The organism is Gudongella oleilytica, assembly GCF_004101785.1.
Classification (GTDB): Bacteria; Bacillota; Clostridia; order Tissierellales; family Tissierellaceae; genus Gudongella; species Gudongella oleilytica.
In genome coordinates, this window is sequence record NZ_CP035130.1 from 841,026 (window position 1) to 864,749 (window position 23,724).

At 43.3% G+C, this 23,724-nt stretch carries 18 protein-coding genes; 16 read left to right on the forward strand and 2 right to left on the reverse strand.

Translation table 11 applies throughout. The features are described from left to right. Positions 1 to 2: 2 nt before the first annotated feature. From EC328_RS03860 to EC328_RS03870, 3 genes are all read left to right on the forward strand, one after another. Positions 3 to 761, forward strand: coding sequence for a WecB/TagA/CpsF family glycosyltransferase (locus EC328_RS03860; protein ID WP_128425583.1), 759 nt, complete (start codon positions 3 to 5; stop codon positions 759 to 761). 18 nt (positions 762 to 779) lie between these two features. Beyond that, positions 780 to 2,753 carry a transketolase gene (tkt, locus tag EC328_RS03865; RefSeq protein WP_128425584.1) on the forward strand — a complete coding sequence of 658 codons (1,974 nt, stop codon included), beginning with the start codon at positions 780 to 782 and terminating at the stop codon, positions 2,751 to 2,753. Between the two features lie 155 nt (positions 2,754 to 2,908). Next, the gene (locus EC328_RS03870) at positions 2,909 to 4,051 is read left to right on the forward strand and encodes a pyridoxal-phosphate-dependent aminotransferase family protein (protein ID WP_128425585.1); all 1,143 of its coding nucleotides are present in this window, start codon (positions 2,909 to 2,911) and stop codon (positions 4,049 to 4,051) included. 53 nt (positions 4,052 to 4,104) lie between these two features. Here EC328_RS03870 and EC328_RS03875 read toward each other — a convergent pair whose 3' ends face one another. After that, complete coding sequence (locus EC328_RS03875; RefSeq protein ID WP_128425586.1) at positions 4,105 to 4,689, reverse strand: 5-formyltetrahydrofolate cyclo-ligase; 585 nt, start codon at positions 4,687 to 4,689, stop codon at positions 4,105 to 4,107. Between the two features lie 115 nt (positions 4,690 to 4,804). On the opposite strand from EC328_RS03875, the gene ftsE reads away from it, so the two are divergent. The 4 genes from ftsE (at position 4,805) to EC328_RS03895 (ending at position 8,880) form a co-directional block, all read left to right on the forward strand. Then, on the forward strand, positions 4,805 to 5,500 hold the full coding sequence (gene ftsE / locus EC328_RS03880) for a cell division ATP-binding protein FtsE (protein ID WP_128425587.1): 696 nt from the start codon (positions 4,805 to 4,807) through the stop codon (positions 5,498 to 5,500). Next, complete coding sequence (ftsX, locus tag EC328_RS03885; protein WP_240671517.1) at positions 5,481 to 6,377, forward strand: permease-like cell division protein FtsX; 897 nt, start codon at positions 5,481 to 5,483, stop codon at positions 6,375 to 6,377. The genes ftsE and ftsX overlap by 20 nt, the downstream gene beginning before the upstream one ends. Positions 6,378 to 6,388: 11 nt before the next feature. Continuing rightward, positions 6,389 to 7,528 carry a murein hydrolase activator EnvC family protein gene (locus EC328_RS03890; protein WP_240671518.1) on the forward strand — a complete coding sequence of 380 codons (1,140 nt, stop codon included), beginning with the start codon at positions 6,389 to 6,391 and terminating at the stop codon, positions 7,526 to 7,528. 128 nt (positions 7,529 to 7,656) lie between these two features. Continuing rightward, positions 7,657 to 8,880, forward strand: coding sequence for a S41 family peptidase (locus tag EC328_RS03895; protein WP_128425588.1), 1,224 nt, complete (start codon positions 7,657 to 7,659; stop codon positions 8,878 to 8,880). Between the two features lie 22 nt (positions 8,881 to 8,902). On the opposite strand, the gene EC328_RS03900 is transcribed toward EC328_RS03895, so the two are convergent. Next, positions 8,903 to 10,474 carry a beta-propeller domain-containing protein gene (locus tag EC328_RS03900; protein ID WP_128425589.1) on the reverse strand — a complete coding sequence of 524 codons (1,572 nt, stop codon included), beginning with the start codon at positions 10,472 to 10,474 and terminating at the stop codon, positions 8,903 to 8,905. Positions 10,475 to 10,607: 133 nt separating this feature from the next. On the opposite strand from EC328_RS03900, the gene uvrB reads away from it, so the two are divergent. From uvrB to uvrC, 9 genes are all read left to right on the forward strand, one after another. Further along, positions 10,608 to 12,575: an excinuclease ABC subunit UvrB gene (gene uvrB, locus EC328_RS03905; RefSeq protein ID WP_128425590.1), complete on the forward strand. Its 1,968-nt coding sequence runs from the start codon at positions 10,608 to 10,610 to the stop codon at positions 12,573 to 12,575. 15 nt (positions 12,576 to 12,590) lie between these two features. Continuing rightward, positions 12,591 to 15,422 carry an excinuclease ABC subunit UvrA gene (uvrA, locus tag EC328_RS03910; protein ID WP_128425591.1) on the forward strand — a complete coding sequence of 944 codons (2,832 nt, stop codon included), beginning with the start codon at positions 12,591 to 12,593 and terminating at the stop codon, positions 15,420 to 15,422. A gap of 11 nt (positions 15,423 to 15,433) precedes the next feature. Continuing rightward, positions 15,434 to 16,018 carry an SOS response-associated peptidase gene (locus EC328_RS03915; RefSeq protein ID WP_164906023.1) on the forward strand — a complete coding sequence of 195 codons (585 nt, stop codon included), beginning with the start codon at positions 15,434 to 15,436 and terminating at the stop codon, positions 16,016 to 16,018. A 209-nt stretch (positions 16,019 to 16,227) separates the two neighbouring features. Continuing rightward, positions 16,228 to 17,040 (forward strand): transporter substrate-binding domain-containing protein, encoded by an 813-nt coding sequence (locus tag EC328_RS03920; RefSeq protein ID WP_206363914.1) that lies wholly within the window; start codon positions 16,228 to 16,230, stop codon positions 17,038 to 17,040. 65 nt (positions 17,041 to 17,105) lie between these two features. Further along, positions 17,106 to 17,777: an amino acid ABC transporter permease gene (locus EC328_RS03925; RefSeq protein ID WP_240671519.1), complete on the forward strand. Its 672-nt coding sequence runs from the start codon at positions 17,106 to 17,108 to the stop codon at positions 17,775 to 17,777. After that, on the forward strand, positions 17,761 to 18,486 hold the full coding sequence (locus EC328_RS03930; protein WP_128425593.1) for an amino acid ABC transporter ATP-binding protein: 726 nt from the start codon (positions 17,761 to 17,763) through the stop codon (positions 18,484 to 18,486). Before EC328_RS03925 ends, EC328_RS03930 begins: the two co-directional genes overlap by 17 nt. Before the next feature lie 285 nt (positions 18,487 to 18,771). Beyond that, positions 18,772 to 19,860, forward strand: coding sequence for an ethanolamine utilization protein EutH (gene eutH / locus EC328_RS03935; RefSeq protein ID WP_128425594.1), 1,089 nt, complete (start codon positions 18,772 to 18,774; stop codon positions 19,858 to 19,860). Then, positions 19,850 to 21,625, forward strand: a complete 1,776-nt coding sequence (locus EC328_RS03940) for an aminopeptidase P family protein (RefSeq protein ID WP_128425595.1) — start codon at positions 19,850 to 19,852, stop codon at positions 21,623 to 21,625. Before eutH ends, EC328_RS03940 begins: the two co-directional genes overlap by 11 nt. 234 nt (positions 21,626 to 21,859) lie before the next feature. Further along, positions 21,860 to 23,722, forward strand: coding sequence for an excinuclease ABC subunit UvrC (uvrC, locus tag EC328_RS03945; protein ID WP_128426984.1), 1,863 nt, complete (start codon positions 21,860 to 21,862; stop codon positions 23,720 to 23,722). Positions 23,723 to 23,724 lie beyond the last annotated feature (2 nt).

The following is a 23,724-nucleotide window of genomic DNA, read 5'->3' on the forward strand; positions in this document are numbered from 1 at the left end:
GGATGAGAAGGCTCGATATAATGGGCGTAGAGATTCTTGATACTACGCTCGATGAAATAACTAAAGCCCTTGAGGAAGATTTACAAAGGGGCAATAAGGTCAAGGTCTTTACTCCAAACACTGAGATCGTAATGGCAGCAAGGAAAAGCATCAGACTAAGGGATGAAGTAAATAAAGGTACCTATGTTATCCCGGATGGAATAGGTCTTCTTCATGGAGCTCGACTGAGAGGTGTGGAGATAAGAGAAAGAGTCACCGGATATGATACCTCGATGGAGCTGTTAAGAATAGCTAATGACAATGGTTACAGCCTGTTCCTGATAGGCGGCAGAGAGGGAGTGGCAGAAGAGGCTGCTATGAATATCCAGCGCGATTATCCAGGAATAAGGATAGCAGGTCATCACCATGGTTATTTCAAGGGAACTCACACAAACAGCCCCGGTGAAGAGGAAGAACGGGTAATAGAGCTTATTCACAAATCTAAGGCTGATATTATCTTCGTCGGCTTTGGGTTTCCAAGGCAGGAAGTATGGATCAACTCTCATATGGACAATCTTGGTGTGAAGGTTGCCATAGGCAACGGAGGAGTCATCGATATTCTTGCCGGAAGGGCAAAAAGAGCTCCGGAGATTTTTATAAAACTGGGATTGGAGTGGCTTTACAGACTCATTTCTGATCCATCAAGGATAAAGCGGCAGATAGTACTGCCTCTATTTTTAATAAGAGTAATGCTCGAAAAAGATTCAATAAAAAGGCTTTAGTAAAAGGAGGGCGATTTAATGAATATTGATCAGCGAAGTATAGACACCATAAGGATGCTGTCTGCGGAGGCGGTAGAAAAGGCGAAATCAGGTCACCCGGGTATGCCCTTGGGAGCAGCGCCAATGGCCTATACATTATGGTCAAGGGTGATGGATCACAACGGCAAGAATCCGACATGGTTTAATCGCGACAGGTTTATTCTTTCGGCAGGACATGGCTCGATGCTTTTATATTCTATGCTGCACTTATTCGGATATGGATTGGAAATAGAGGACCTTAAGAACTTCAGGCAGCTTGGTAGCAAGACGCCCGGTCATCCGGAATATGGCCACACAAAAGGAGTCGAGGCGACGACAGGGCCTCTTGGACAAGGGATTTCAACTGCAGTTGGGATGGCTATGGCTGAAGCGCACATGGCTGCAGTCTTCAATACTGAGGACATCAAGGTAATCGACCATTACACCTATGTTATAGCAGGAGACGGGGATTTGATGGAGGGTATCAGCAATGAAGCCTCCTCACTTGCTGGAACGCTTGGTTTAGGAAAGCTTATTGTCTTATATGACTCAAACTCCATTTCGATCGAGGGAAGCACTGATCTGGCCTTTACCGAGAAGGTCAGAGATCGCTATACGGCACTTGGTTGGGACACTCATTATGTTGGAGACGGTACAGATATCGAAGCTGTTGAACAGGCCATCCTTGCCGCAAAAGCTGAGGACAGGAAGCCCTCACTGATCGAGGTCAGAACCAATATTGGTTATGGAACTGAAAAACAGGATTCAGCATCTGCACATGGTGAACCTCTTGGGTCCCATAACCTTGACATATTGAGAAAGAACCTGGGTTGGGAGCTGGAGTCATTCAAAGTACCAGATGAGGTTAGACAGCACATGGATGCTCTGATCGAGAGAGGCATGAATAAAGAGAAGGCTTGGAACGATCTCCTCCACAGCTATTCAGTAAAGTATCCCGAAAAAGCCAAAGAACTCGATATATGGCTATCTGGTGAGGTATCTGATGGTTATCTTGAATCTGAGGAGTTCTGGAGCTTTGAAAAGGGAGTATCCACAAGAGAAGCCTCAGGGATATTAATAAACAGACTTGCAGAAAGACTGCCCAGCCTGTTTGGCGGTTCAGCAGATCTTGCACCTTCAAATAAAACCAATATGAAGAACAGGACAGCATTCTCGAGAGAAGATTATTCAGGCTCAAACATCCACTTTGGCGTGAGGGAGCACGCGATGGGAGCTATCCTGAACGGCCTCGCACTGCATGGCGGCGTTAAGCCTTACGGGGGAACCTTCTTCATATTTACGGACTATATGAAGCCTGCAATGAGGCTGTCCTCACTTATGGAGCTTCCTGTGACCTATGTCCTTACACACGACAGCATAGGTGTGGGAGAGGATGGGCCAACACATCAGCCAATCGAGCAAATGGCTGTTTTCAGAGCCCAACCAAACTTTATCGCATTCAGGCCTGCCGATGCCAGAGAAACTGCTGCCGGATGGTATCTTGCCATGACGACAAAGAATACTCCTGTCGGATTGGTACTGACGAGGCAGAACCTGCCTTTACTGGAAGGAACCGGAAAGGACGCACTTAAGGGTGGTTATGTTCTGAAGAGAGAAACAGGAGAGCTCAGGCTCATACTGATAGCAACAGGCTCTGAGACAGAACTGGCTGTCAGGGCTTCCAATGAGCTGGAGAAAGATGGGATAGGCACAAGAGTCGTTAGCATGCCTTCATGGGAGCTGTTTGACCAGCAGTCGGAGGAGTACAGGAATGAGGTACTTCCAAACAATGTGAGAGCAAGAGTTGCCATTGAGGCAGCGACCTCAATGGGATGGCATAAGTATACAGGGATAGATGGAGCAATAATTTCACTGGATACCTTCGGGGGATCCGCTCCTGGTGAGCAGCTTTTCGAGAAATTTGGATTTACAGCGGAAAACGTCGTGAACGAGTCCAGAAAGCTTCTAAAATAAACACATCAAGGGATCTGGCAGCAGATCCCTTTTCCATTTGTCTATTGGTCTGAAAGCAATATGCATTTCAAAGGTCTGAAAAAAACGATTGCATAAGTTATTTTACCATGGTAAAATAAGAATTAACAATATTAAATAAATAGGAGGTTTTAATTATGAAAAACCGTCGTTTGGTAATGATACCTGGTCCAACACCTGTTGTAAGGTCCATTCAGGATCAAATGGGAAGAGAGACAGTAGCCTTTGGCGATCCAGGTTTTGTAAAGGATTTTAAAGAGCTGTTGACAGACCTTAAGGAGCTTTGGAAGTCCTCCGGAGAGGTATTCGTTGTTGCCGGAACAGGAACCATGGCAATGGAGATGGCAATCGCCAACACGCTGAAGTCAGGGGATAACCTGCTTATCGTATCACATGGCTTCTTTGGCGACAGATTCGTTGAACTTGCTGAGAGAAAGGGAATAGTCGCAGATATACTTAAGGCTGAATGGGGCAAGATAATCCCAGTTGAGGAAATAGAGAAGAAGCTTTCAGAGAAAAAGTATCAGGCTGTTACTGTAACTCATGTCGATACCTCAACAGGAGTATGTGCTCCAGTTGCTGAAATCGGCGAAATGATGAAGAAGTTTCCAGAGACGATTTACATTGTTGATGGAGTATGCGCAACAGCAGGTGAAAGGGAATACATCGACGAAATGAACATAGACGTTCTTCTTACAGGATCCCAAAAGGCTTTTGGAGTTGCACCTGGACTTGAAATGGTTTGGGCAAGCCAAAAGGCACTTGCCAGAAGAAAAGAAATTGGCACTATTCCCGAGTATTATGTAGATTTCGAGAAATGGTTGCCTATCATGCAAGACACATCAAAATATTACGCAACTCCCGCTGTCAATTTGATATGGGCTCTTAAGGAATCCGTAAGACTTATTAAGGAAGAGGGGATCGAAGCAAGATATGACAGACACATAAAGGTTGGAAGAGCTATGCAGTCAGCTCTTGAGTCTATGGGCTTTGGGATTCTTGCAGACAAGGACCACAGAGCTGTTACTCTCTCAAATGTACTTTATCCTGAAGGCATAGATGATATGAAATTCAGAACTATCCTTGCAGAGGAAGGCGCTCAGGTTGCAGGTGGACTTGCTGCCTATGCTGGAAAGATGTTCAGAATAGGACACATGGGAAACGTCGACATGCACGATTTGGTTGGGGCTATTTCAGCCATAGAGAGGACCCTTTACAGAATGGGCACAGACATCCTTGGCAAGGGAGTGGCAACACTTCAGAAAGAGCTTTTGAAATAATAGAACTACGAGATAATGCAGTCCGACACCGGACTGCATTTTTTTATCTCAAATCAATCATAAAAGCCTTCATCACAGGGCAAGAGACCCTTCTCGGATATTATCATCTCAACAGGCAGATCAAAACTTTCTCTTGGGACATGGTCGAGGATTTGCAGACTGAAGCCTATAGCTATTTTTTTCGCATCTCTCCTTAATCTGGGAAGAAATCTGTCATAAAATCCGCCGCCATAACCAACTCTGTAGCCATGGTGATCAAATGCAACACCCGGCACTAAAACAACGTCTATTTCATCAGGCTCTATCGGCCTTGTAAACTCCTCCTTAGGTGTCAGGATATTAAAATACCCGGGTTCCAGTTCATCCATAGTGGTTATGACAGAAGGTATAAGCTCCTTTGTTTCATGGACTGCTATGGGAACTGCAACTCTTTTACCATCCTTCAGGGCTCTGTTTATGATCAATGATGTATTCATCTCGCTGCCAAAGTTTACGAAACACATGATCGTCCTGGCCTTCTTGTAGTATGTCGTTGAAGCGACAAGCTCCATTATCCTGGTGCTGTATGCCTCATGCAATTCAGGGCTTAGCTTTGCTCTTTCCTTAAGTACAAATCTCCTGACTTCTTTTTTATTCATATTAATCACCTCAAGTGGTTTATTTATGACCCGTTTTCATATATAATAATATATTATTGGTGAAATGCAAAGGAAAAATTGAAGTGTACCTATTTGTGGGAACTGAGGTGAAAACTTGATCAAGTTTGTCAATATATCAAAGGAATATAAGAATGGTGTAACTGCACTTTATGATATAAATATTGAGATCAATAAGGGGGAGTTTGTGTTTTTGGTAGGCTCCAGCGGAGCAGGCAAATCCACTCTGATTAAGATCCTTCTAAAGGAAGAGGGAATATCAAGGGGCAGGCTTTATCTGAACGGCATGGATATTACAAGGGTCCCAAACCGAAGAATACCCTACATAAGAAGGCAGGTAGGCGTAGTATTCCAGGACTTCAGATTGCTCCCCAACAAGACTGTATACGAAAATGTTGCATTCGCAATGGAGATCGTAGGCGCAAGACCCAGAGACATAAGGAGAAGAGTGCCTCTGATCCTTAGTATGGTCGATTTAAGCAAAAAGGCAAACAGCTTCCCCGATCAGCTTTCAGGCGGAGAGCAGCAGAGGGTATCGATTGCAAGGGCGATAATCAACAACCCACCGGTCCTTATAGCTGACGAGCCTACAGGAAACCTTGACCCCGAGACTGCGTGGGAGATAATGAGGGTGCTTACAGATATCAACAACAGGGGTACTACCGTGGTTATGGCTACTCACGCCAGGGACATCGTAAACCTTATGAAGAAGAGAGTAGTGGCTCTTGAGGATGGTAGACTCATAAGAGATGAACAGAAGGGTGGTTATAGCGTTGAAATTCCGACTATTTAAGAACATCATAAAGCAGGGATTTCAGAGCATGTGGCGTAACCGGGGGATGGGCCTTGCCTCTGTGACCAGTATTTCTGCCGTCCTTATGATACTGGGCGTTGTTTTGATAATAATACTGAGCATAAATAACGTCGTGCTTGATACCAAGCTAAAATTTGATGAGATAGAGGTGTTCCTGGAAGATGACCTGGGTTCTGGGGCTCTGGATGCCATCGAGGCCGAGGTCATGGAGTACCCTGGAGTACTTTCAATCATGTTCAGGTCAAAGGAACAGGCTCTGGAAATCATGAAGGAGGAATGGGCTGAAGAAGCTTACCTTCTCGAGGGTTTGGAAGAAAATCCATTACCTGATTCATATATTATCAAGGTAAATGATATAGAGTTAGCTGAAAATTTAGTAAATGCAGTCAAAACACTTGACGGCGTTGAAGAAGTAAAATATTATAAAGATGTAATAGATAAACTACTTGTTTTTGCAGGATACATCCGCGTTGGCGGGATCGCTATCATCGGCATATTGGTGTTCGTATCGGTTTTTATAATATCCAATACCATTAAGATAACCGTAATCTCCAGACGAAGAGAAATAAATATAATGAAGTATGTAGGAGCAACAAACGACTACATCAGAGGCCCATTTATCATTGAAGGAGTGCTTTTCGGACTTCTTGGGGCATTGCTGTCGATCGCTGTGGTTTACTTTGGATATGAATACCTTTATGAATCCATGAATGAGAAGCTGTACAATTTATTCACCTTCTATCTGGTGGATCCCAAAATGATATTTGCTGATATTGCTATTATTTTTGGCACGATAGGCTCAGGGATCGGGGCTCTTGGTAGTCTCCTGTCTCTAAAACGCTATTTGAACGTTTAGGAGGGTTGTGCGTGAACAGGAAAAGACTACTTACATTCGTAATAGCACTTGCATTGGTGTTTACTTCAGTCATGCAGGCCAGTGGAGAAACCGTAGAGGAGCTGAAGAAGAAACAGGAGAATATCCAGAAGGAGATCGAAGAGACAAAAAAAGAAATTGAAGCAATGCAAAAGGAAACCAAAAACCTTGATAATCAGATTAAGGAGCTTGACCTAAGGGTATCCAATGCGGCGTCTGAGCTGACAAGTGTTGAAAATGAGCTTCAGATACTAAACTCAGAGATAGAAAACACCATGGAAAGCCTTAAGGAAGCAGAGATAAATATCGAGGAACGTACAGAAACATTCAATCAAAGACTGAGAGTAATGTATAAGAATGGAAATGCAGGGTATCTTGAGGTCCTGCTGTCATCAGACAACATCAAGGATTTCCTCTCCAGACAGGAGATGATACATTCCATTGCTGATTACGACAAAGAACTTATTAAATATATGAAGGAACAAAGAGACATAATTGAGGAGAAGAAGGTTGAGCTGGAGGCACAGAGAGCATCTGTGGAGACGACCAAGGCTAAGCTCGAGGATAGAAAAAGAAGCCTCGAGAGAGCCAGCAGGGACAAAGAGCTACTAATGGCAGATATTGCTCTCGATATCAAGGCATTCGAAAAAGAATACGACAAACTCAATGACTTTGCCAAGGAGATCGAATCCCAGATAGTAAAGCTTCAAAAGAATTCCGGACCTTATTCAGGAGGCAAAATGGCGTGGCCTGTGCCCGGGCATTCAAGGATAAGCTCGCCATATGGATATAGGATCCATCCGATATTCAAGGTCAAAAAGCTTCACACCGGTATAGATATCCCTGCACCGACAGGTACAGCCATAACTGCGGCAGCTGCGGGAACAGTGATCTACAGCGACTGGCTTGGAGGCTATGGCAAGGTCATAATGCTTGACCACGGCGGTGGGATCGTAACACTCTATGCACATAATTCAGCGTTAGTTGTCTCCGAGGGGCAGAGCGTAAAAAGAGGAGATACGGTGTCTAAGGCTGGAAGCACAGGAAACTCTACTGGACCGCACCTTCACTTTGAGGTACGTAAGGATGGAGCCTACGTGGATCCTTTACCTTGGTTGAATGGAAGCATATGATTTGAGCTTTGGAATTGTTTTTGAATATTATGAAGAGGAGAGCGATCTCCTCTTTTTTGATGATTGCATATGAAATAAATGTTATAATAACATGGAGACTGAAAATTGCTTAGAGCCGGGGTGTAAAAATGACCAAGAGAAAAATGATAGTAGTATTTTTGATATTGCTGATAGTCACAAATGCCATTGCTTTTGGGTTGGGAAGCTTCACAACCCTTCAACTGGGAAACAGTATAGTGGTATCAAAGACTGATTATGAGGTACTAAAAAAGCTTCAGCAGGATAATGAAAAACTGGTTACAGTGAGGAAGGCTATTGATGAGCTTTATCTAAGAGAAGTTGACGATGAAGCGCTGCGAGAGGGTCAGATCCGGGGAATGGTAGCAGCTTTGGACGATCCTTATTCAGTATACATGTCGAAAAGCGAGTATGAAGAATTCAACATGGAGACAGAGGGAGAATACGGAGGCATAGGTATTATAGTGACTCCCGGAGACGACAACCTTATAACAGTTGTTTCGCCCATTGAGGATACGCCAGGTGAGCGAGCGGGTATCAAAACCGGAGACAAGATCATCAGGGTAGAAGGTGTTGATTATTTTGCTGAGACAATGGATGAGGCAGTTAGCAGGATGAGGGGCGAACCTGACACGGATGTAACCATAACGATCCTGAGAAGCAACAATGGAGAAACAGAAACCTTTGATGTGACAGTAACAAGAGAAATCATTAAGCTTGTAAGTGTAAAGTCTGAGCTTCTGGAAGGCGACATCGGATATATCAGGCTGACCTCTTTCGATGTGCCAACTGCAAGTGATTTTCTAAATCATCTTAACAGGTTGAAAATGCAGGGGATAAAAGGCATTATTATTGATGTCAGAAACAACCCTGGAGGACTTATGAACGTCAGCACAGATATAGCTGATGAGCTATTAGGGGAAGCAACAATTGTCTACACAAAGGATAAGAACGGTAAGAAGGACTATATTTATTCAGATGACAAGCATACTGACCTGCCCTTAGTAATACTGGTCAATGAAGGAAGTGCAAGTGCTTCCGAGATACTTGCAGGAGCTATCCAGGATAACGGCAGAGGCATATTGATCGGAACTACGACCTTTGGCAAGGGTGTTGTTCAAAGACTCAGAGATCTGCCAGATGGGTCGGGCATAAAGCTTACAGTGTCTGAATACTTCACACCTGCCGATAAAAACATACACGGGATCGGTATAGAGCCTGATATTATTGTGGAACTGAGCGAAGAAGCAGAGGGGATCGGAATGGATTACCTTGAACAGGACAATCAGCTCCAAAGGGCTATTGAAGAATTGAAGAAAATCATACAAGAATAAAAGCACCCAAGCGGGTGCTTTTTCATTTTAGGTTTTCCAGCTTAATGGCATAGATGATCTCAGACATTTCGGATTTGAAGGGAATAAGCAGGTCAACCAGGAGGACTCCCGAATCCATATTTAAATATACCTTTTCACTTTGGGATCTTCCCAAGGTAACCTCAGAACCATCTTTGACATCAAAAATTGAAAGGCTGAAGTCATTTCCTCCATTGACCCTCTCGACTAACAACAGCTTATCGTCACCAACATAGCTGATAGCGGAAAAGTTTCGCTGGATACGATAAGACTCTTTACCTTGCTTGGCGTCGTATACGACCAATGCGTTGGAGTTGACTTTTTGGTCTTGCTCCAGATATCCTATCCTGTCTTTATCAAGGGATATCAAATTCCACCCCATTCCAATCAATTGGAAGGGTCCGCCTCCATAGGAGATATGAAGTCTTCTGTTGGTGTTTTCGCCATCTCTCTCAGCAACTGCGAAAGTGTCTTTGCTAATGGTTAGATTTATGATTGGCAGCTCAAAGGTATATGATGCATCGAGATTATTATTTAATATGTCATACTTCATGATTCTTGTTCTACCGAAAACAGGTGTCTCTGATATAAAGAGCAGATCGCCATCTCCCCAAACTGCCTTATTAGGAGTAAAATCTCCCGGTAAGGAAACCTTTATTACCTTCATATTCTCAAGCTGTATTATATAAAGCATTGAGTGAGTTCCATCGTTTTCAATAAAAGCTATATTCTCTCCATTATGGCTGAATTCCGCCGACTCGATCCGGTTATTAGTACCGTATAGGAAATACTTTTCTCCCCAGGTGGTATCATATAGCCATAGACTGCTGGTGAAACTGCCGCTGTTACCAGTAAGGTCATTTGTATAAATCATGCCATGATCCTGATCGAAGCTGAGTACCTTACCTTCAGCCACAAGCGATGAGATAAGGCTTTTACTTGACATAACCAGCTGACCTGATCCTGAATCCACCACTGCCTTAAGATTTATTAACGGCACCTCTTTACTGTCTCTATCAAAAATATTCTCATATACGACTTCCCAGAGCAGCTTTTCCCCATCCTCAACAAGTCTGACCTGCGGGCTGGTTGAGCTGCTGATTTTCATGTCGGCTTTTAGCTTGTTGAGCACGTCTACTATTCCATAATTTACCCTGATAGGCGTGTAGTTCTTGTTCACTATGGAGAAAGCAGCACCAGCGGCTCTTGACATATCGACATCTGTGAGGTGGACAGTGATTTGGGGTATAACCAATTCAGAATTAGGATTATCCTGGTTAACCAATGAAATAGATATTTTTCCTCCATCCATGGTTATTTCCTCAACCTGGACACCTGCACTCTTTAATAGGCCAGGGTATACAACCAGCCTGGTTTCGTTGTTTTTTTGAATAAGCTCGACCTTTGGTTCAGTATTTTGATATCCCTTTGTGAGAACGACCTGTTCTATCTTATAATCGAGGGATAGTGGTTCCTGATCCTCAGGCGATTGATTAACAGCATTATAAGTACTGGAGCAGCCGGTAACGAGGATGGCTAAAGCCAAAATAAGTATTGCAAATAAATTGCGCTTCATCGCAGTTATCGCCTCCTCCAATAATTTTACCTTAAGCTGGGAGTTTCCACAAGTTCATAATTTCTGTGGATTTTTGAAATTGATTGGTATACTATAATAATAGAACATGTGTTCAAGGAGTGAGGGAGACAATATGAACCATTTTAAGATAGAAGCGGCTTACAAACCGACCGGGGATCAGCCAGAGGCGGTCAATGCTCTGGTAGAGGGTTTGGAAAAGGGACTGAGAGACCAGGTGCTTATGGGAGTGACCGGATCAGGAAAGACCTTTACAATGGCAAATATAATAGAGCGAGTTCAGCGGCCAACGCTTGTGATAGCTCACAACAAAACCCTGGCATACCAGCTGGCAAGTGAATTCAGAGAGTACTTTCCAAATAGTTCAGTTGAATATTTCGTAAGCTATTATGACTACTATCAGCCTGAAGCCTATGTTCCCCAGACAGACACATACATTGAAAAAGATTCATCCATCAATGATCAGATAGACAAGCTCAGGCACTCAGCCACCATGGCGTTGTTTGAAAGACGGGATGTTATTATTGTTGCCTCAGTATCCTGTATCTACGGTTTGGGAGATCCGATCGATTATGAAAACCTGGTGGTTTCACTTAGACCCGGCATGCAGCGGGATAGAGACGATGTCATGAGGCGGCTTGTAGATATTCAGTATATGAGAAACGACATAAACTTTGTAAGGGGCACCTTCAGGGTAAGAGGAGATACCTTGGAGATTTTTCCTGCATCCTCAGCAGAAAATACGATCAGGGTGGAGTTCTTCGGTGATGAGATCGAAAGGATATCCGAGGTGAACTATCTTACAGGCGAAGTCCTTGGCTACAGGACTCATGTCTCAATATTTCCAGCTTCCCACTTTGCCACAACGGATGAGAAGGTTCAAAGAGCCTTGATTTCCATTGAAAAAGAGCTGGAAGATAGATTAAGAGATCTTAGAGACAGAGACAAGCTTGTTGAAGCGCAAAGACTGGAGCAGAGAACCAGGTATGATCTGGAGATGCTACGAGAGATGGGATTTTGCTCAGGGATCGAAAACTATTCAAGACACCTCAGCGACCGTCAGGCAGGAAGCAGACCTTATACACTCATAGACTATTTTCCGGAGGATTTTCTGGTTATAATAGACGAGTCTCACGTCACCATACCTCAGATAAGGGGAATGTACGAAGGAGACAGGTCAAGAAAAACAACTCTTGTGGAGTATGGTTTCAGACTTCCATCAGCTCTTGACAACAGGCCACTAAAATTTGACGAGTTTGAAAAGCTGGTAAAACAAATAGTATATGTGTCAGCTACTCCTGGTCCTTACGAGCTTGAAAGAGCTCAAAATATGGTCGAACAGATAATACGTCCAACCGGTCTTCTGGATCCTGTAGTTGAGGTAAGGCCGACAGCTCATCAGATAGACGATCTGCTAAATGAGATCAGAACGGTTGTGACCAGAGAAGAAAGGGTTCTCGTTACTACGCTGACCAAGCGGATGGCTGAGGATCTGACAGATTATTTGAAGGAGGTTGGTGTGAAGGTCACCTACCTTCATTCAGATATCGACACCATTGAGAGAATGGAGATCATTAGAGATCTGAGGCTTGGAAAGCATGATGTCCTTGTAGGTATAAATCTTTTAAGGGAGGGGTTGGACCTGCCAGAAGTATCCCTAATAGCCATCCTCGATGCCGATAAGGAGGGGTTTCTTAGAAGTGAGACATCTCTTATTCAAACCATCGGAAGAGCAGCCAGAAACATTCAGGGCAGAGTTATCATGTATGGGGATAAAATAACAGGCTCCATGGAAAGAGCTATATCTGAGACCAACCGAAGACGACAGCTACAGCACGAGTATAATATAAAGAACAATATAACTCCCAGATCAATTGTAAAGGGAGTTAGAAAAATCATCGAAGCAACCTTGGTTGCAGAGGATCAGCCTGCATATGAAGGCAAGTTGGGCAGGGAAGAGATAGAAGCTATAATATCAGGCTTGGAAGCAGCCATGCTAAAGGCTGCGGAAGCACTTGAGTTCGAAAAAGCTGCAGATATAAGAGATAAGATAATAGAGCTCAGAAAGAGCATCAGAGACTGAGGTGACTGAGGTAAAATGACAAAGGATAAAATAGTAATAAGGGGAGCGAAGGTTCATAATCTAAAGAATATCAGCCTTGAGCTCCCAAGAGAAAAGTTCATAGTGTTTACCGGACTTAGCGGATCAGGGAAGTCATCCCTTGCATTCGATACGATATATGCTGAGGGGCAGAGAAGATACGTGGAGTCTCTGTCGAGCTATGCAAGACAGTTCCTTGGACAAATGGATAAGCCAGATGTAGAATATATTGAAGGTCTGTCACCATCCATCTCCATCGACCAGAAGACGACATCCAGAAATCCAAGGTCGACAGTTGGCACTGTTACAGAGATTTACGATTTTCTGCGTCTTCTTTATGCAAGGATCGGGATACCTTATTGCCATATTTGCGGAAAGGAGATCACAAGCCAGACCGTGGATCAGATGGTTGACAAGGTTATGTCATTGCCTGAGAGGACAAGGATACAGGTGCTTGCACCAGTCATCAGAGGTAAGAAGGGAGAACACGTAAAGCTCCTGGAACAGATAAGAAAAGACGGATTCATGAGGCTTTTCATCGACGGAGAGCTTATGGAGATAGATTCAGATATTAAGCTGGATAAAAACAAAAAACATAATATCGAGGTTGTAGTCGACAGACTGATAGTAAGGGAAGGAATAGTGGGCAGGCTTTCTGACTCCCTGGAAACTGCACTGGGTCTGGGTGATGGCCTGGTAATGGTTGACGTTATAGAGGGAGAGAGATTGACCTTCAGCCAAAAGCTCTCATGCCCTGACTGCGGGGTCTCAATAGAGGAAATATCGCCAAGAATGTTTTCCTTCAACAGTCCCTTTGGAATGTGTCCTACTTGTAATGGATTGGGTTTTCACAAGGAGATCGACAAGGAACTGGTACTGCCTAACCTGAATCTAAGCGTCAATGAGGGAGGAGTAGCACCATTCAGCAACTCCGCGGAGGATACCTATTATTATCAGATATTTAAAACCCTTGCTGAGGATAATGGATATGATATGGACAAGCCACTTTCAGAAGCGCCTCCAAAATTCATAGATGAGCTTCTTTATGGCACCAAAAGGAACATAAAGTTCACCTTCCTCAGTCATTTTGATGATGAGGGAAGACGGGAATATACCGGTACATTTGAAGGCGTTATAAATAATCTTCAGAGAAGATACCTGGAAACTCATTCCGACTACATGCGAAACAAGATAGAGGAGTATATGGCTGAAAATCCTTGTCCTGCATGCAAAGGGAAAAGGCTTAAGGATGAGGTATTGGCAATCAGGATCAATGGACTTAACATAACTGAATCCACCGAGCTTCCAGTTTCAAAGTCAATCGGGTTTTTCAGCGGTCTGAAGCTCTCCGACAAGGAAAAGCACATAGCAGAACAGGTCCTGAAGGAAATAAAGGAAAGGCTTCAATTCCTTATGGATGTTGGCCTTGATTACCTGACCCTTGCGAGAGCAGCAGGATCGCTGTCGGGGGGTGAAAGCCAGAGAATAAGATTAGCCACTCAAATAGGCTCAAGTCTGGTGGGAGTTATTTACGTACTGGATGAGCCCAGCATAGGTTTGCATCAGAGAGACAATTCCATGCTTCTTAAAACCTTGCGGAACCTCACCGATATCGGCAATACTCTTATAGTAGTGGAACACGACGAGGATACTATGTATGCAGCGGACCAGATCGTGGATATAGGGCCTGGAGCAGGTATCCACGGTGGATATATAGTTGCTCAGGGTACAGTTGAGGATATCAAGAATAATCCAAACTCCATAACTGGAAGTTATCTTTCGGGGAAACTTAAAATCCCGGTACCGAAAACAAGAAAGCCGGTTAATGGGAAATGGATCGAGGTAAAAGGTGCGTCAGAGAATAATCTTAAGAACATAGACGTTAAAATACCTATTGGCGTCATGACTTGTGTCACTGGAGTATCAGGCTCCGGCAAAAGTTCCCTTATTAATCAGATACTCTATAAATCACTTGCACATAGCCTTAATGGAGCCCGGGTCAGGCCGGGAGTTCACGACAGGATATCAGGACTTGAGTATCTTGATAAGGTCATTGAGATCGACCAAAATCCAATAGGAAGAACTCCCAGATCAAATCCTGCAACCTATACTGGCTTATTCGATCTTATCAGGGATGTATTTTCCATGACCAATGAAGCTAAAATAAGAGGGTACAATAAAGGCCGATTCAGCTTTAACGTCAAGGGCGGAAGATGCGAGGCATGCAAGGGAGATGGGATACTAAAGGTCGAGATGCATTTTCTTCCGGATGTATATGTACCTTGCGAGGTTTGTAAGGGCAAACGGTATAATAGGGAGACTCTGCAGGTAAAATATAAGGGAAAGACTATATCCGACGTTCTGGAAATGACAGTCGAGGAAGGACTTGAATTTTTCCAAAACCTTCCAAGATTAAAACGTAAACTCCAAACCCTTTATGACGTGGGACTTGGATATATCAAAATCGGTCAGCCATCAACTGAGCTGTCGGGAGGAGAGGCTCAGAGAGTTAAACTGGCAACCGAGCTCTCAAAAAAGGCGACAGGAAGGACTGTATATATCCTTGACGAGCCAACAACAGGACTTCACACAGCCGATATCCATAAACTTATAACAGTCCTTAATCAGTTGGTGGAAGGTGATAATACTGTGATCGTCATTGAACATAATCTTGACGTTATAAAGACTGCGGATTACGTTATCGACCTTGGGCCAGAGGGTGGAGACAGGGGAGGACAAGTAGTCATAACCGGTACGCCTGAGGAGGTAGCTGCCTTCGAGGAGTCCTATACAGGCAAGTTCCTGAAGGAGGCACTTAAGAAAGGATAGGTGAAGCAGAAGTGTGTGGAAGGTACGCCTTGGATGCGGATATCGATCTTTTGATCGAGCGGTACAAGGCCATAATAGCTGAAAAGGAAATCACAACCAAGAGTGAGATATTTCCAACTGACTTCCAACCCATTATTACAGAAAGTGACGGGCGGAATATTGAATTGGCCAAGTGGGGGTTTATGCCTCATTATGCGAAAAGGCCTTTGATAAATGCCCGTGGAGAGACAGTTCACGAAAAACCAACCTTCAGGAAATCATTCCTAAAAGGTAGGTGTCTGGTACCTGCGACCGCCTTTTTTGAATGGGAAGAAAAGGATAACAAAAAAATAAAAAGGAAGATTAGTGTAGAGGATGTAACCATTTTTTCTATGGCAGGACTGTACGAAGACTTTATTAGCAAGGAAGGAAATAGATTCAGGGCTTATACTATTCTCACTACCGATGCCAACACGCAAATGGCACTGATACATGACCGGATGCCTGTAATTCTATCACCGGAAGACGAAGATAAGTGGCTTGATCCCGGGCAAACAGATATTGGTAAGCTGAGAAAATTGATCATCCCTTCACCGCTTCACTTAATTATCGAATAAAAATCAAAAAAAGTATTGCAATTGTTAAACTCCAGGAATATAATGATTAACATATTAAATTTTACTGAAGGAGGTCTTAATCTTGATAGAAAAATATCTGATCAAGAGCCAACGGAAGTTTGGTTCAGTAGCTGTGGACAAGACTTCCAAAGGTCACAGGAGTTCCTCACTATTATAGCCAGGAAACTTAAATAATAGGAGGAATAAAAATGAATAATAAAAAAGCATTAGTAATGGCATTGGCAATGATGGTACTGGCACTGACAGGTTGCAGCGGTGGAAGTGGCGGCAACACTCCAGCTGAAAAATCCAAGCTTGAAGAAATAAAGGCTTCCGGCAAGATTGTACTTGGGACTGCAGCAGATTACCCGCCTTATGAGTTCCATAAGGAAATAAACGGTCAGGATCATATTGTGGGCTTCGACATCGAGATAGCAAAAGCTATAGCAGAGGAGATCGGAGTGGAACTGGAAATCGTGGATATGAAGTTTGAGGGGCTCTTACCTGCACTTGTTACTGATGACATTGATTTCATCATAGCAGGTATGGTAGCTACTGAAGAACGTAAGGAATCTGTTGATTTTTCAATACCTTATTACCAAGCCCAGCAAAGATTCGTAGTTAAGGCAGCAGATGCCGATACTCTTAAAACTCCGGAGGATTTTGCAGGCAAGAAAATAGGTGCACAGAAATCAACCATTCAGGAAAAAATTGCTATGGAGCAGTTCACTTCAGCTGAGTATATTGGGCTTAGTAAGATCACTGATCTTATACTTGAATTGAAGAATAGTAAGGTTGATGGAGTAATTCTGGTTGAGCCGGTAGCTAAAGCCTATGTTAAGCAAAATAGCGACCTTTTCCTCGCAGAGCAAGTGTTAGGCCAGGAAGATGGTGTTGCAGTGGCTGTCAATAAGGGGAATGAAGATTTCCTGGCAGAGATAGACAAAGTACTGCAAAAGCTGATAGACGAAGGTAAAATTGAGCAGTTCATAGCAGATGCTACTGAGCTGGCAGAAGAATAAGATATTCCCCGGCAAAAGAGAAGTTCTTCTCTTTTGCCTTTTTATGTATAAAAGGAGGCCTTTGTTTGGATATCTTTGATATAGAGTTTATAATGAAATATTACAAGTATTTTATAAGGGGAACCACGGTTACCTTGGGAGTAAGCTTCTTTGGAGTCATATTCGGAACTATAGTTGGGGTTCTTTTAAGCCTGATGAAGCTGTCTAACAACAAAATACTAAAAGGAGTTTCCACCTCATACATCGAGCTAGTAAGAGGTACTCCCCTTTTAGTACAGCTATATATAGTCTACTACGGATTTCCAATGTTTTTACCATTTGAGCTTAGCAGATTGACATTAGGTACCATAGCAGTGCTATTGAACAGCGCGGCCTATGTGGCTGAGATAATCCGTGCCGGGATCCAATCAATAGATAAGGGACAAATGGAGGCAGCCAGATCTTTAGGAATGCCATATGGGATGGCGATGAGGCACATAATAATTCCCCAAGCTTTTAAGAACATTCTCCCTGCACTTGGTAACGAGTTCATAGTTCTGATTAAGGAATCGGCGATCATATCGGTTGTGGGGATCCATGATATCATGTACAATGCTGATACATTGAGGGGTATAACCTATAAGCCATTCATACCTTTGGTATATGCGGCTTTGATTTATTTCGTTATAACATTCTCGCTGTCAAAGCTATTGGGAATTTTCGAAAGGAGGCTGCGTGCCGGTGATACAAACAATTAACCTAAATAAAAAGTTTGGCAGCCTTCATGTCCTTAAGGACATAAGTGAAATTATTAACGACGGCGAAGTAGTCGTCATAATAGGCCCCAGCGGTTCAGGCAAGAGCACCTTCCTTAGATGCCTGAACCTGCTTGAGGAGCCAACGAGCGGAGAGATACTACTTGATGGAGTCAATATAACTGATAAAAGCAATGACATAAACAAACAGCGTGAAAAGATGGGTATGGTATTCCAGCAATTCAATTTGTTCCCGCACAAGACAGTTATGGAGAATATCACCCTTGCTCCGATCCAGGTGAAAAGGATGTCCAAAGCCGATGCCGAGGGGATCGGATGGAGGCTCCTAAAAAGAATTGGGCTTGAGGAAAAGGCAGATTCCTACCCAAACCAGCTTTCAGGAGGTCAAAAACAACGTATTGCGATTATTAGAGCCTTGGCAATGAATCCTGAGGTCATGCTTTTCGATGAACCTACATCCGCGCTGGATCCCGAAATGGTCGGCGAAGTACTGGAGGTAATGAAGGAGCTTGCACGCGAGGGAATGACAATGGTAGTAGTCACTCATGAGATGGGCTTTGCCAAAGAGGTTGGCGACAGGGTGATATTCATGGACGAAGGTGTCATGCTTGAACAGGGGACGCCCAAGGAGCTTTTTAATGATCCAAAGAACCCTAGAACTCAGGATTTTTTAAGAAAAATTTTGGTATAAATTAAGCGATAAGTAATGAAAAACAGCTGTTAGTAGGTAGTAGACAGCAGGCAGCAAAATCTTAGATTCTTCGGCGAGCCTCAGAATGACAGCACTTTTGTCATCCCGAGCGTAGTCGAGGGATCTTTTCTTTCGGCAAGACAGGGTCGTCTGCCCCCATTGCCGCCGATCGCCTATCGCTAATTGCCTAATGCCTAACCCCATTCCCATAACTCCTTTCCCCTGGCGTTTTCCTGACCCTTATAGTATAATATCCTTGAATATTTCAGATCTGGAGGAAATTTGATGCTTTACGCAATGCTGGCGTTTTCGATATTGGCTGGGATCGACAAGCTGCTTAACAACAAATTTGGTTTGGGAGTCAAGTTCGACGAAGGTTTCAAGGCGATGGGAGGTCTTGCCCTAACCATAATCGGGATTTACAGCCTATCACCCATAATTGCATCAGCTGCAACTCCCATACTCCTGCCGTTGGCAAATCTGCTTCACACAGATCCATCAGTATTTATCGGCAGCATATTGGCAACAGACCTGGGAGCATATAATACAAGTCTGGAGATAGCCAGGAGCGAAAACATGGTAGCATTCAACGGAGTTATACTTGCATCCACTCTGGGAGCTACAATTTCCTTTTCGGTGCCTGTAGCAACCAACCTTATATCTGTAAGGGACTTCGAATACTTTGCAAAAGGGATCCTGGCAGGGATAGTAACTGTACCTGTCGGTATGGTGATTGCAGGCTTTATGTTGAAAATTTCAGCTGTTGAGGTCATTTTGAATCTACTTCCGGTGATAGTGTTTTCAGCACTTATAGCATATGGATTAATAAGGTTCCAGGATAAGATGGTATCTGTTTTTAGCATGGTTGGAAAGCTGGTTTTAGGCCTGAGTACATTTGGACTTCTCCTCAGCATTTACAGCTATTCAACAGGGCATGTGATAGTAGAGGGTATGCTGCCCTTGGAGGAAGCAGTAATGCTAGTATTCACGATTGCAGTTGTTTTATCTGGTGCTTATCCTATGCTGTACTTTTTGCAGAGGAGGCTATCAAGGGTGCTTAAGAGAGCATCAACAAGATTTGGACTTGATGAGTACTCGATACTTGGCCTATTTTCATCACTTGCCAGCTGTCTCCCTATGATGGGTGTTTATCATGAAATGAACTGGAAAGGCAAAATGCTGAACGCTGCATTTTCAGTTAGTGGGGCATTTGTTCTCGGTGGCCAGTTGGGCTATGTATCTTCGGTTTCACCGTCCTCAGTCAATGCCTTTATCGTCTCTAAGCTCATTGCAGGGATCTCGGGCATGGCAGTTGCAGGATTATTGATCAAGCAGGAATCTAATAAGGGAGGCGTTAGACAACATGACAACTAATAGACTTGAAGCACTTAGAAACCTAATGAAGGAAAGAGGACTGGATGCTTATATAGAACCTACATCAGATCCTCACCAATCTGAATATGTTGCAGATCATTACAAAGGGAGAGCCTACCTGACAGGTTTCACGGGATCAGCAGGGACTGCAGTCGTGACAATGGACGAAGCCATCCTATGGACTGATGGAAGATACTTTATTCAAGCAGAGAACCAGATCAGGGATACTGGATTTGTCCTATATAAAATGAACACTCCCGGTTATCCAACCTATAAACAGTGGCTACTGGAAAAGCTAAATAAAGGTGCTACTATAGGCTTGAATGGTAAGATAGTATCCCAGGGATTTGTTGAATCGGTGCTGGATGACTTAGATAAGATCGAACCAATGATTTATGATGGAGAGGACCTGGTAGGAATTATTTGGGAAAACAGACCAGAGCTTTCCAAAAATAAACTTATGTGTCTTGATGTGAAGTATACCGGAGAGTCCGCCAAAGATAAACTGATTCAAATAAGAGAAGAAATGAAGGGCCTCGGAGCGGATTATTTCTTGCTGGGCAGTCTTGATGACATAGCATGGCTTTACAACATCCGAGGTGGGGACGTAAAGTACAACCCAGTGGTAATGTCATATGCCCTTATATCTCATGAAACTGCAATATTGTATCTTGATATGGATAAGCTGGATGATGAAGCGGCGATATTTCTTGGAGAGCAGGGAATAAAATGCAGACAATATGATTTAGTTGCTGATGATATAGCATCGATCAGCAAAGACAGATCCATTGTTCTGGATAAAGAGAGGATAAACAGATGGCTTTTCAGCTCTATACCTGAAGGATGTACGATAATTGAAAAACCAAATCTAACAACTCTCCCTAAAGGGGTCAAGAACAAGACCGAGATAGAAAACCAGAGATTGGCGTATGTAAAGGATGGAGTAGCTTTAACTAAATTCTTCCACTGGCTTCACAACAACCTCGGTAAAACAGAAATCACTGAGATGGATGCATCAGACCAGCTTCTTCAGTTCAGAAAAGGGATGGAGGATTTTATCGAACCAAGCTTTGAAACAATAGCTGCATATGGACCAAATGCTGCCATGATGCATTATTCTGCTACAGAGGATAACAATGCTGTCCTGGGGAAAGAGGGCCTTTTCCTTCTAGATTCAGGCGGACAATACCTAAACGGGACAACTGATATAACAAGGACTATTGCATTAGGAGACGTTACCCAAGAGGAGAAAAGAGATTTCACGCTTGTCCTCAAAGGGCATATAAATCTTATTTCTGCAAGGTTTTTACAAGGAAGCTCAGGTCATGCGCTGGATGTTCTTGCAAGACACCCCCTATGGATGGAGGGAGAGGATTATAAATCCGGAACAGGCCACGGTGTAGGTTATTTGCTCAATGTACATGAAGGGCCTCACAGGATAGCGCCCATGCCAAATAGTGTAGCCCTGGAGCCAGGTATGGTAGTGACGATCGAGCCTGGCATTTATAAGGAAAAAAAGCACGGGATACGTACAGAGAATGTAGTTGTAGTTAAAGAGGACATTAAAACAGATTCAGGTCAGTTTTACGGCTTCGATATGCTTTCATGGTGCTATATAGATACTAAGTGTGTCGATAAGGAACTATTGACCCCGAATGAAGCGGAATGGTTGAACAACTACAACAACAATGTTTATGAAAAGCTGAGCCCGCACTTAGATGAAGATGTAAAGGATTGGTTAAGAGAAAAGACAAGAGAGATCTAAGGAATAAGTAATTTAGTTAAATGATTGTAAATAAGAAGCTTTTATTGATATAAATTGGAGGTTAGATAGTTTTTCGGACCACTCACGGCCGCTTGGCCAGGAAATGTCCTCAAAACTGATAGCCTCCAATCTTCTTTGGACAAATGCAAAGTTTAAGATGACAGGTTTCCGTAGATTATTGGATTGTCAGGTGTTTGTGGTATAATTGAGCTATCAATAGATAAAGGTGATAATGTGGCAGATTTCAGCGAACAACTAAAACAGCTTCCAGACCTCCCGGGAGTTTATCTAATGAAGGATAAATCGGGAGAAATCATATATGTTGGGAAAGCGATCTCGCTTAAAAAGAGAGTACGCCAGTATTTTCAGGCTTCTGGCAATCATTCTCCAAAGGTTGCCAGCATGGTTATGAATATCAAGGACTTCGAGTATATTATAGTTAATAATGAGGTTGAAGCTCTGGTTTTGGAGGCAAACCTTATCAAGCGCAACAAACCTAAGTACAATATACTTTTAAGGGATGACAAACAGTACCCATATATAAAGGTAACAGTCCAGGAGAGGTATCCCAGAGTCCTGAAAACAAGACAGATAGAAAAGGATGGAGCGAAGTATTTTGGGCCATACCCAAGCGCCACAGCTGTCAATGAAGCGATTGAGATATTTCAGAGGACGTTTCCCATCAGAAATTGCCGCCTAAACCTTGACAAGGAGGGGCAGCGATTCAAGCCATGCTTGAATTACCACATAGGCAGATGTCTTGGTCCATGCAGGGGAAATGTTGATGAAGCTTTATATAATGAGATGATAGATAAAGTGTTGGATTTTCTGAATCTAAAGGATGACAGCATAGTGAAAATGCTTGAGGAAAAAATGCAAAGAGCTTCTCAGGAACTTAATTTTGAGGCCGCGGCCTCATTCCGTGACCAGATACAGGCACTTACGACGCTCCATGTGAAGCAAAGAGTAGATACTGCATCAAATGTAGAACAGGATGTCATTGCAATGGCAAGAGGAGTCGAAGAGGTAGTCGTTCAGGTTTACTTCATAAGAGATGGAAAGATAGTTGGGAGAGAGCATTATATAATGGAAGACTCATATATCGAGGACAGAAGTGAGATTATGGAAGCTTTTGTTAAGCAGTTCTATATGGGCGCCTCATACATCCCAAAGGAGCTTCTCCTTGAGGTAGCTCTTGAAGACAATGATTCCATCCAAAAATGGCTGTCCGGCATGAGAGGATCAAAGGTCTCGATCCAGGTGCCTTCCAAGGGAGAAAAGTCTCAGCTGATACGCATGGCTAAGGAGAATGCACTGGAAATGCTAAATAAATATGGAGATAAATTCCTCCGAAAACACAGGGAAAACCTTAAGGCACTTGAGGAACTGCAAATTAACCTGGGTCTGGAGGATAGGCCAGAAAGACTGGAAGCCTTCGACATATCAAATATAAGCGGCATAGGATCAGTTGGGTCTATGGTAGTATTCGAGAAAGGTGAGCCTAAGAAATCCGACTATAGAAGGTTTAGGATAAGGTCTTTTAGCACTCCTGACGATTACGGAAGCATGGCTGAGGTCCTGGAGAGAAGGTTTCTTAGAGGACTTGCTGATAAAGAAGGAGAGGAAAGCATTAAGAATAAAAATGGATTCTCACTTCTCCCGGACATAATAATGATAGACGGAGGAAAGGGTCAGGTAAACAGGGTCCAGTCGCTTCTCGATCAAATGGGCGTAGATATCCCTGTATGTGGAATGGTTAAGGATCAATTCCACAAAACCAGAGGATTGATCTATAATAATGAGGAAATTTCATTTGACAAGGATAGCCTTGCATTCAAACTGGTTTACAGGATCCAGGAAGAGGCTCATCGTTTTGCCATAAGCTATCATAGAAGTCTTAGAACCAAGGACATGTTCAGATCTGAATTAGACGGGATCCCGGGGATAGGCGAGAAGAGAAAAGTGGAGCTTTTAAAGCATTTTCAAAGCATATCCAAAATCAAGGAAGCAACCTTGGAGGAGCTATGCGAGGTCAAGGGAATGAATGTACGGGCTGCTGAAAGTGTTCTGGCTCACTTTAGAAAGAAGGAGGAATAGCA

Bases quoted from the DNA above. Each gene is read 5' to 3' on its own strand.
- EC328_RS03860 (WP_128425583.1), top strand. From the start codon at position 3: ATGAGAAGGCTCGATATAATGGGCGTAGAGATTCTTGATACTACGCTC.
- tkt (WP_128425584.1), top strand. From the start codon at position 780: ATGAATATTGATCAGCGAAGTATAGACACCATAAGGATGCTGTCTGCG.
- EC328_RS03870 (WP_128425585.1), top strand. From the start codon at position 2,909: ATGAAAAACCGTCGTTTGGTAATGATACCTGGTCCAACACCTGTTGTA.
- EC328_RS03875 (WP_128425586.1), bottom strand. From the start codon at position 4,689: ATGAATAAAAAAGAAGTCAGGAGATTTGTACTTAAGGAAAGAGCAAAG.
- EC328_RS03895 (WP_128425588.1), top strand. From the start codon at position 7,657: ATGACCAAGAGAAAAATGATAGTAGTATTTTTGATATTGCTGATAGTC.
- EC328_RS03900 (WP_128425589.1), bottom strand. From the start codon at position 10,474: ATGAAGCGCAATTTATTTGCAATACTTATTTTGGCTTTAGCCATCCTC.
- uvrB (WP_128425590.1), top strand. From the start codon at position 10,608: ATGAACCATTTTAAGATAGAAGCGGCTTACAAACCGACCGGGGATCAG.
- uvrA (WP_128425591.1), top strand. From the start codon at position 12,591: ATGACAAAGGATAAAATAGTAATAAGGGGAGCGAAGGTTCATAATCTA.
- EC328_RS03920 (WP_206363914.1), top strand. From the start codon at position 16,228: ATGAATAATAAAAAAGCATTAGTAATGGCATTGGCAATGATGGTACTG.
- eutH (WP_128425594.1), top strand. From the start codon at position 18,772: ATGCTTTACGCAATGCTGGCGTTTTCGATATTGGCTGGGATCGACAAG.
- EC328_RS03940 (WP_128425595.1), top strand. From the start codon at position 19,850: ATGACAACTAATAGACTTGAAGCACTTAGAAACCTAATGAAGGAAAGA.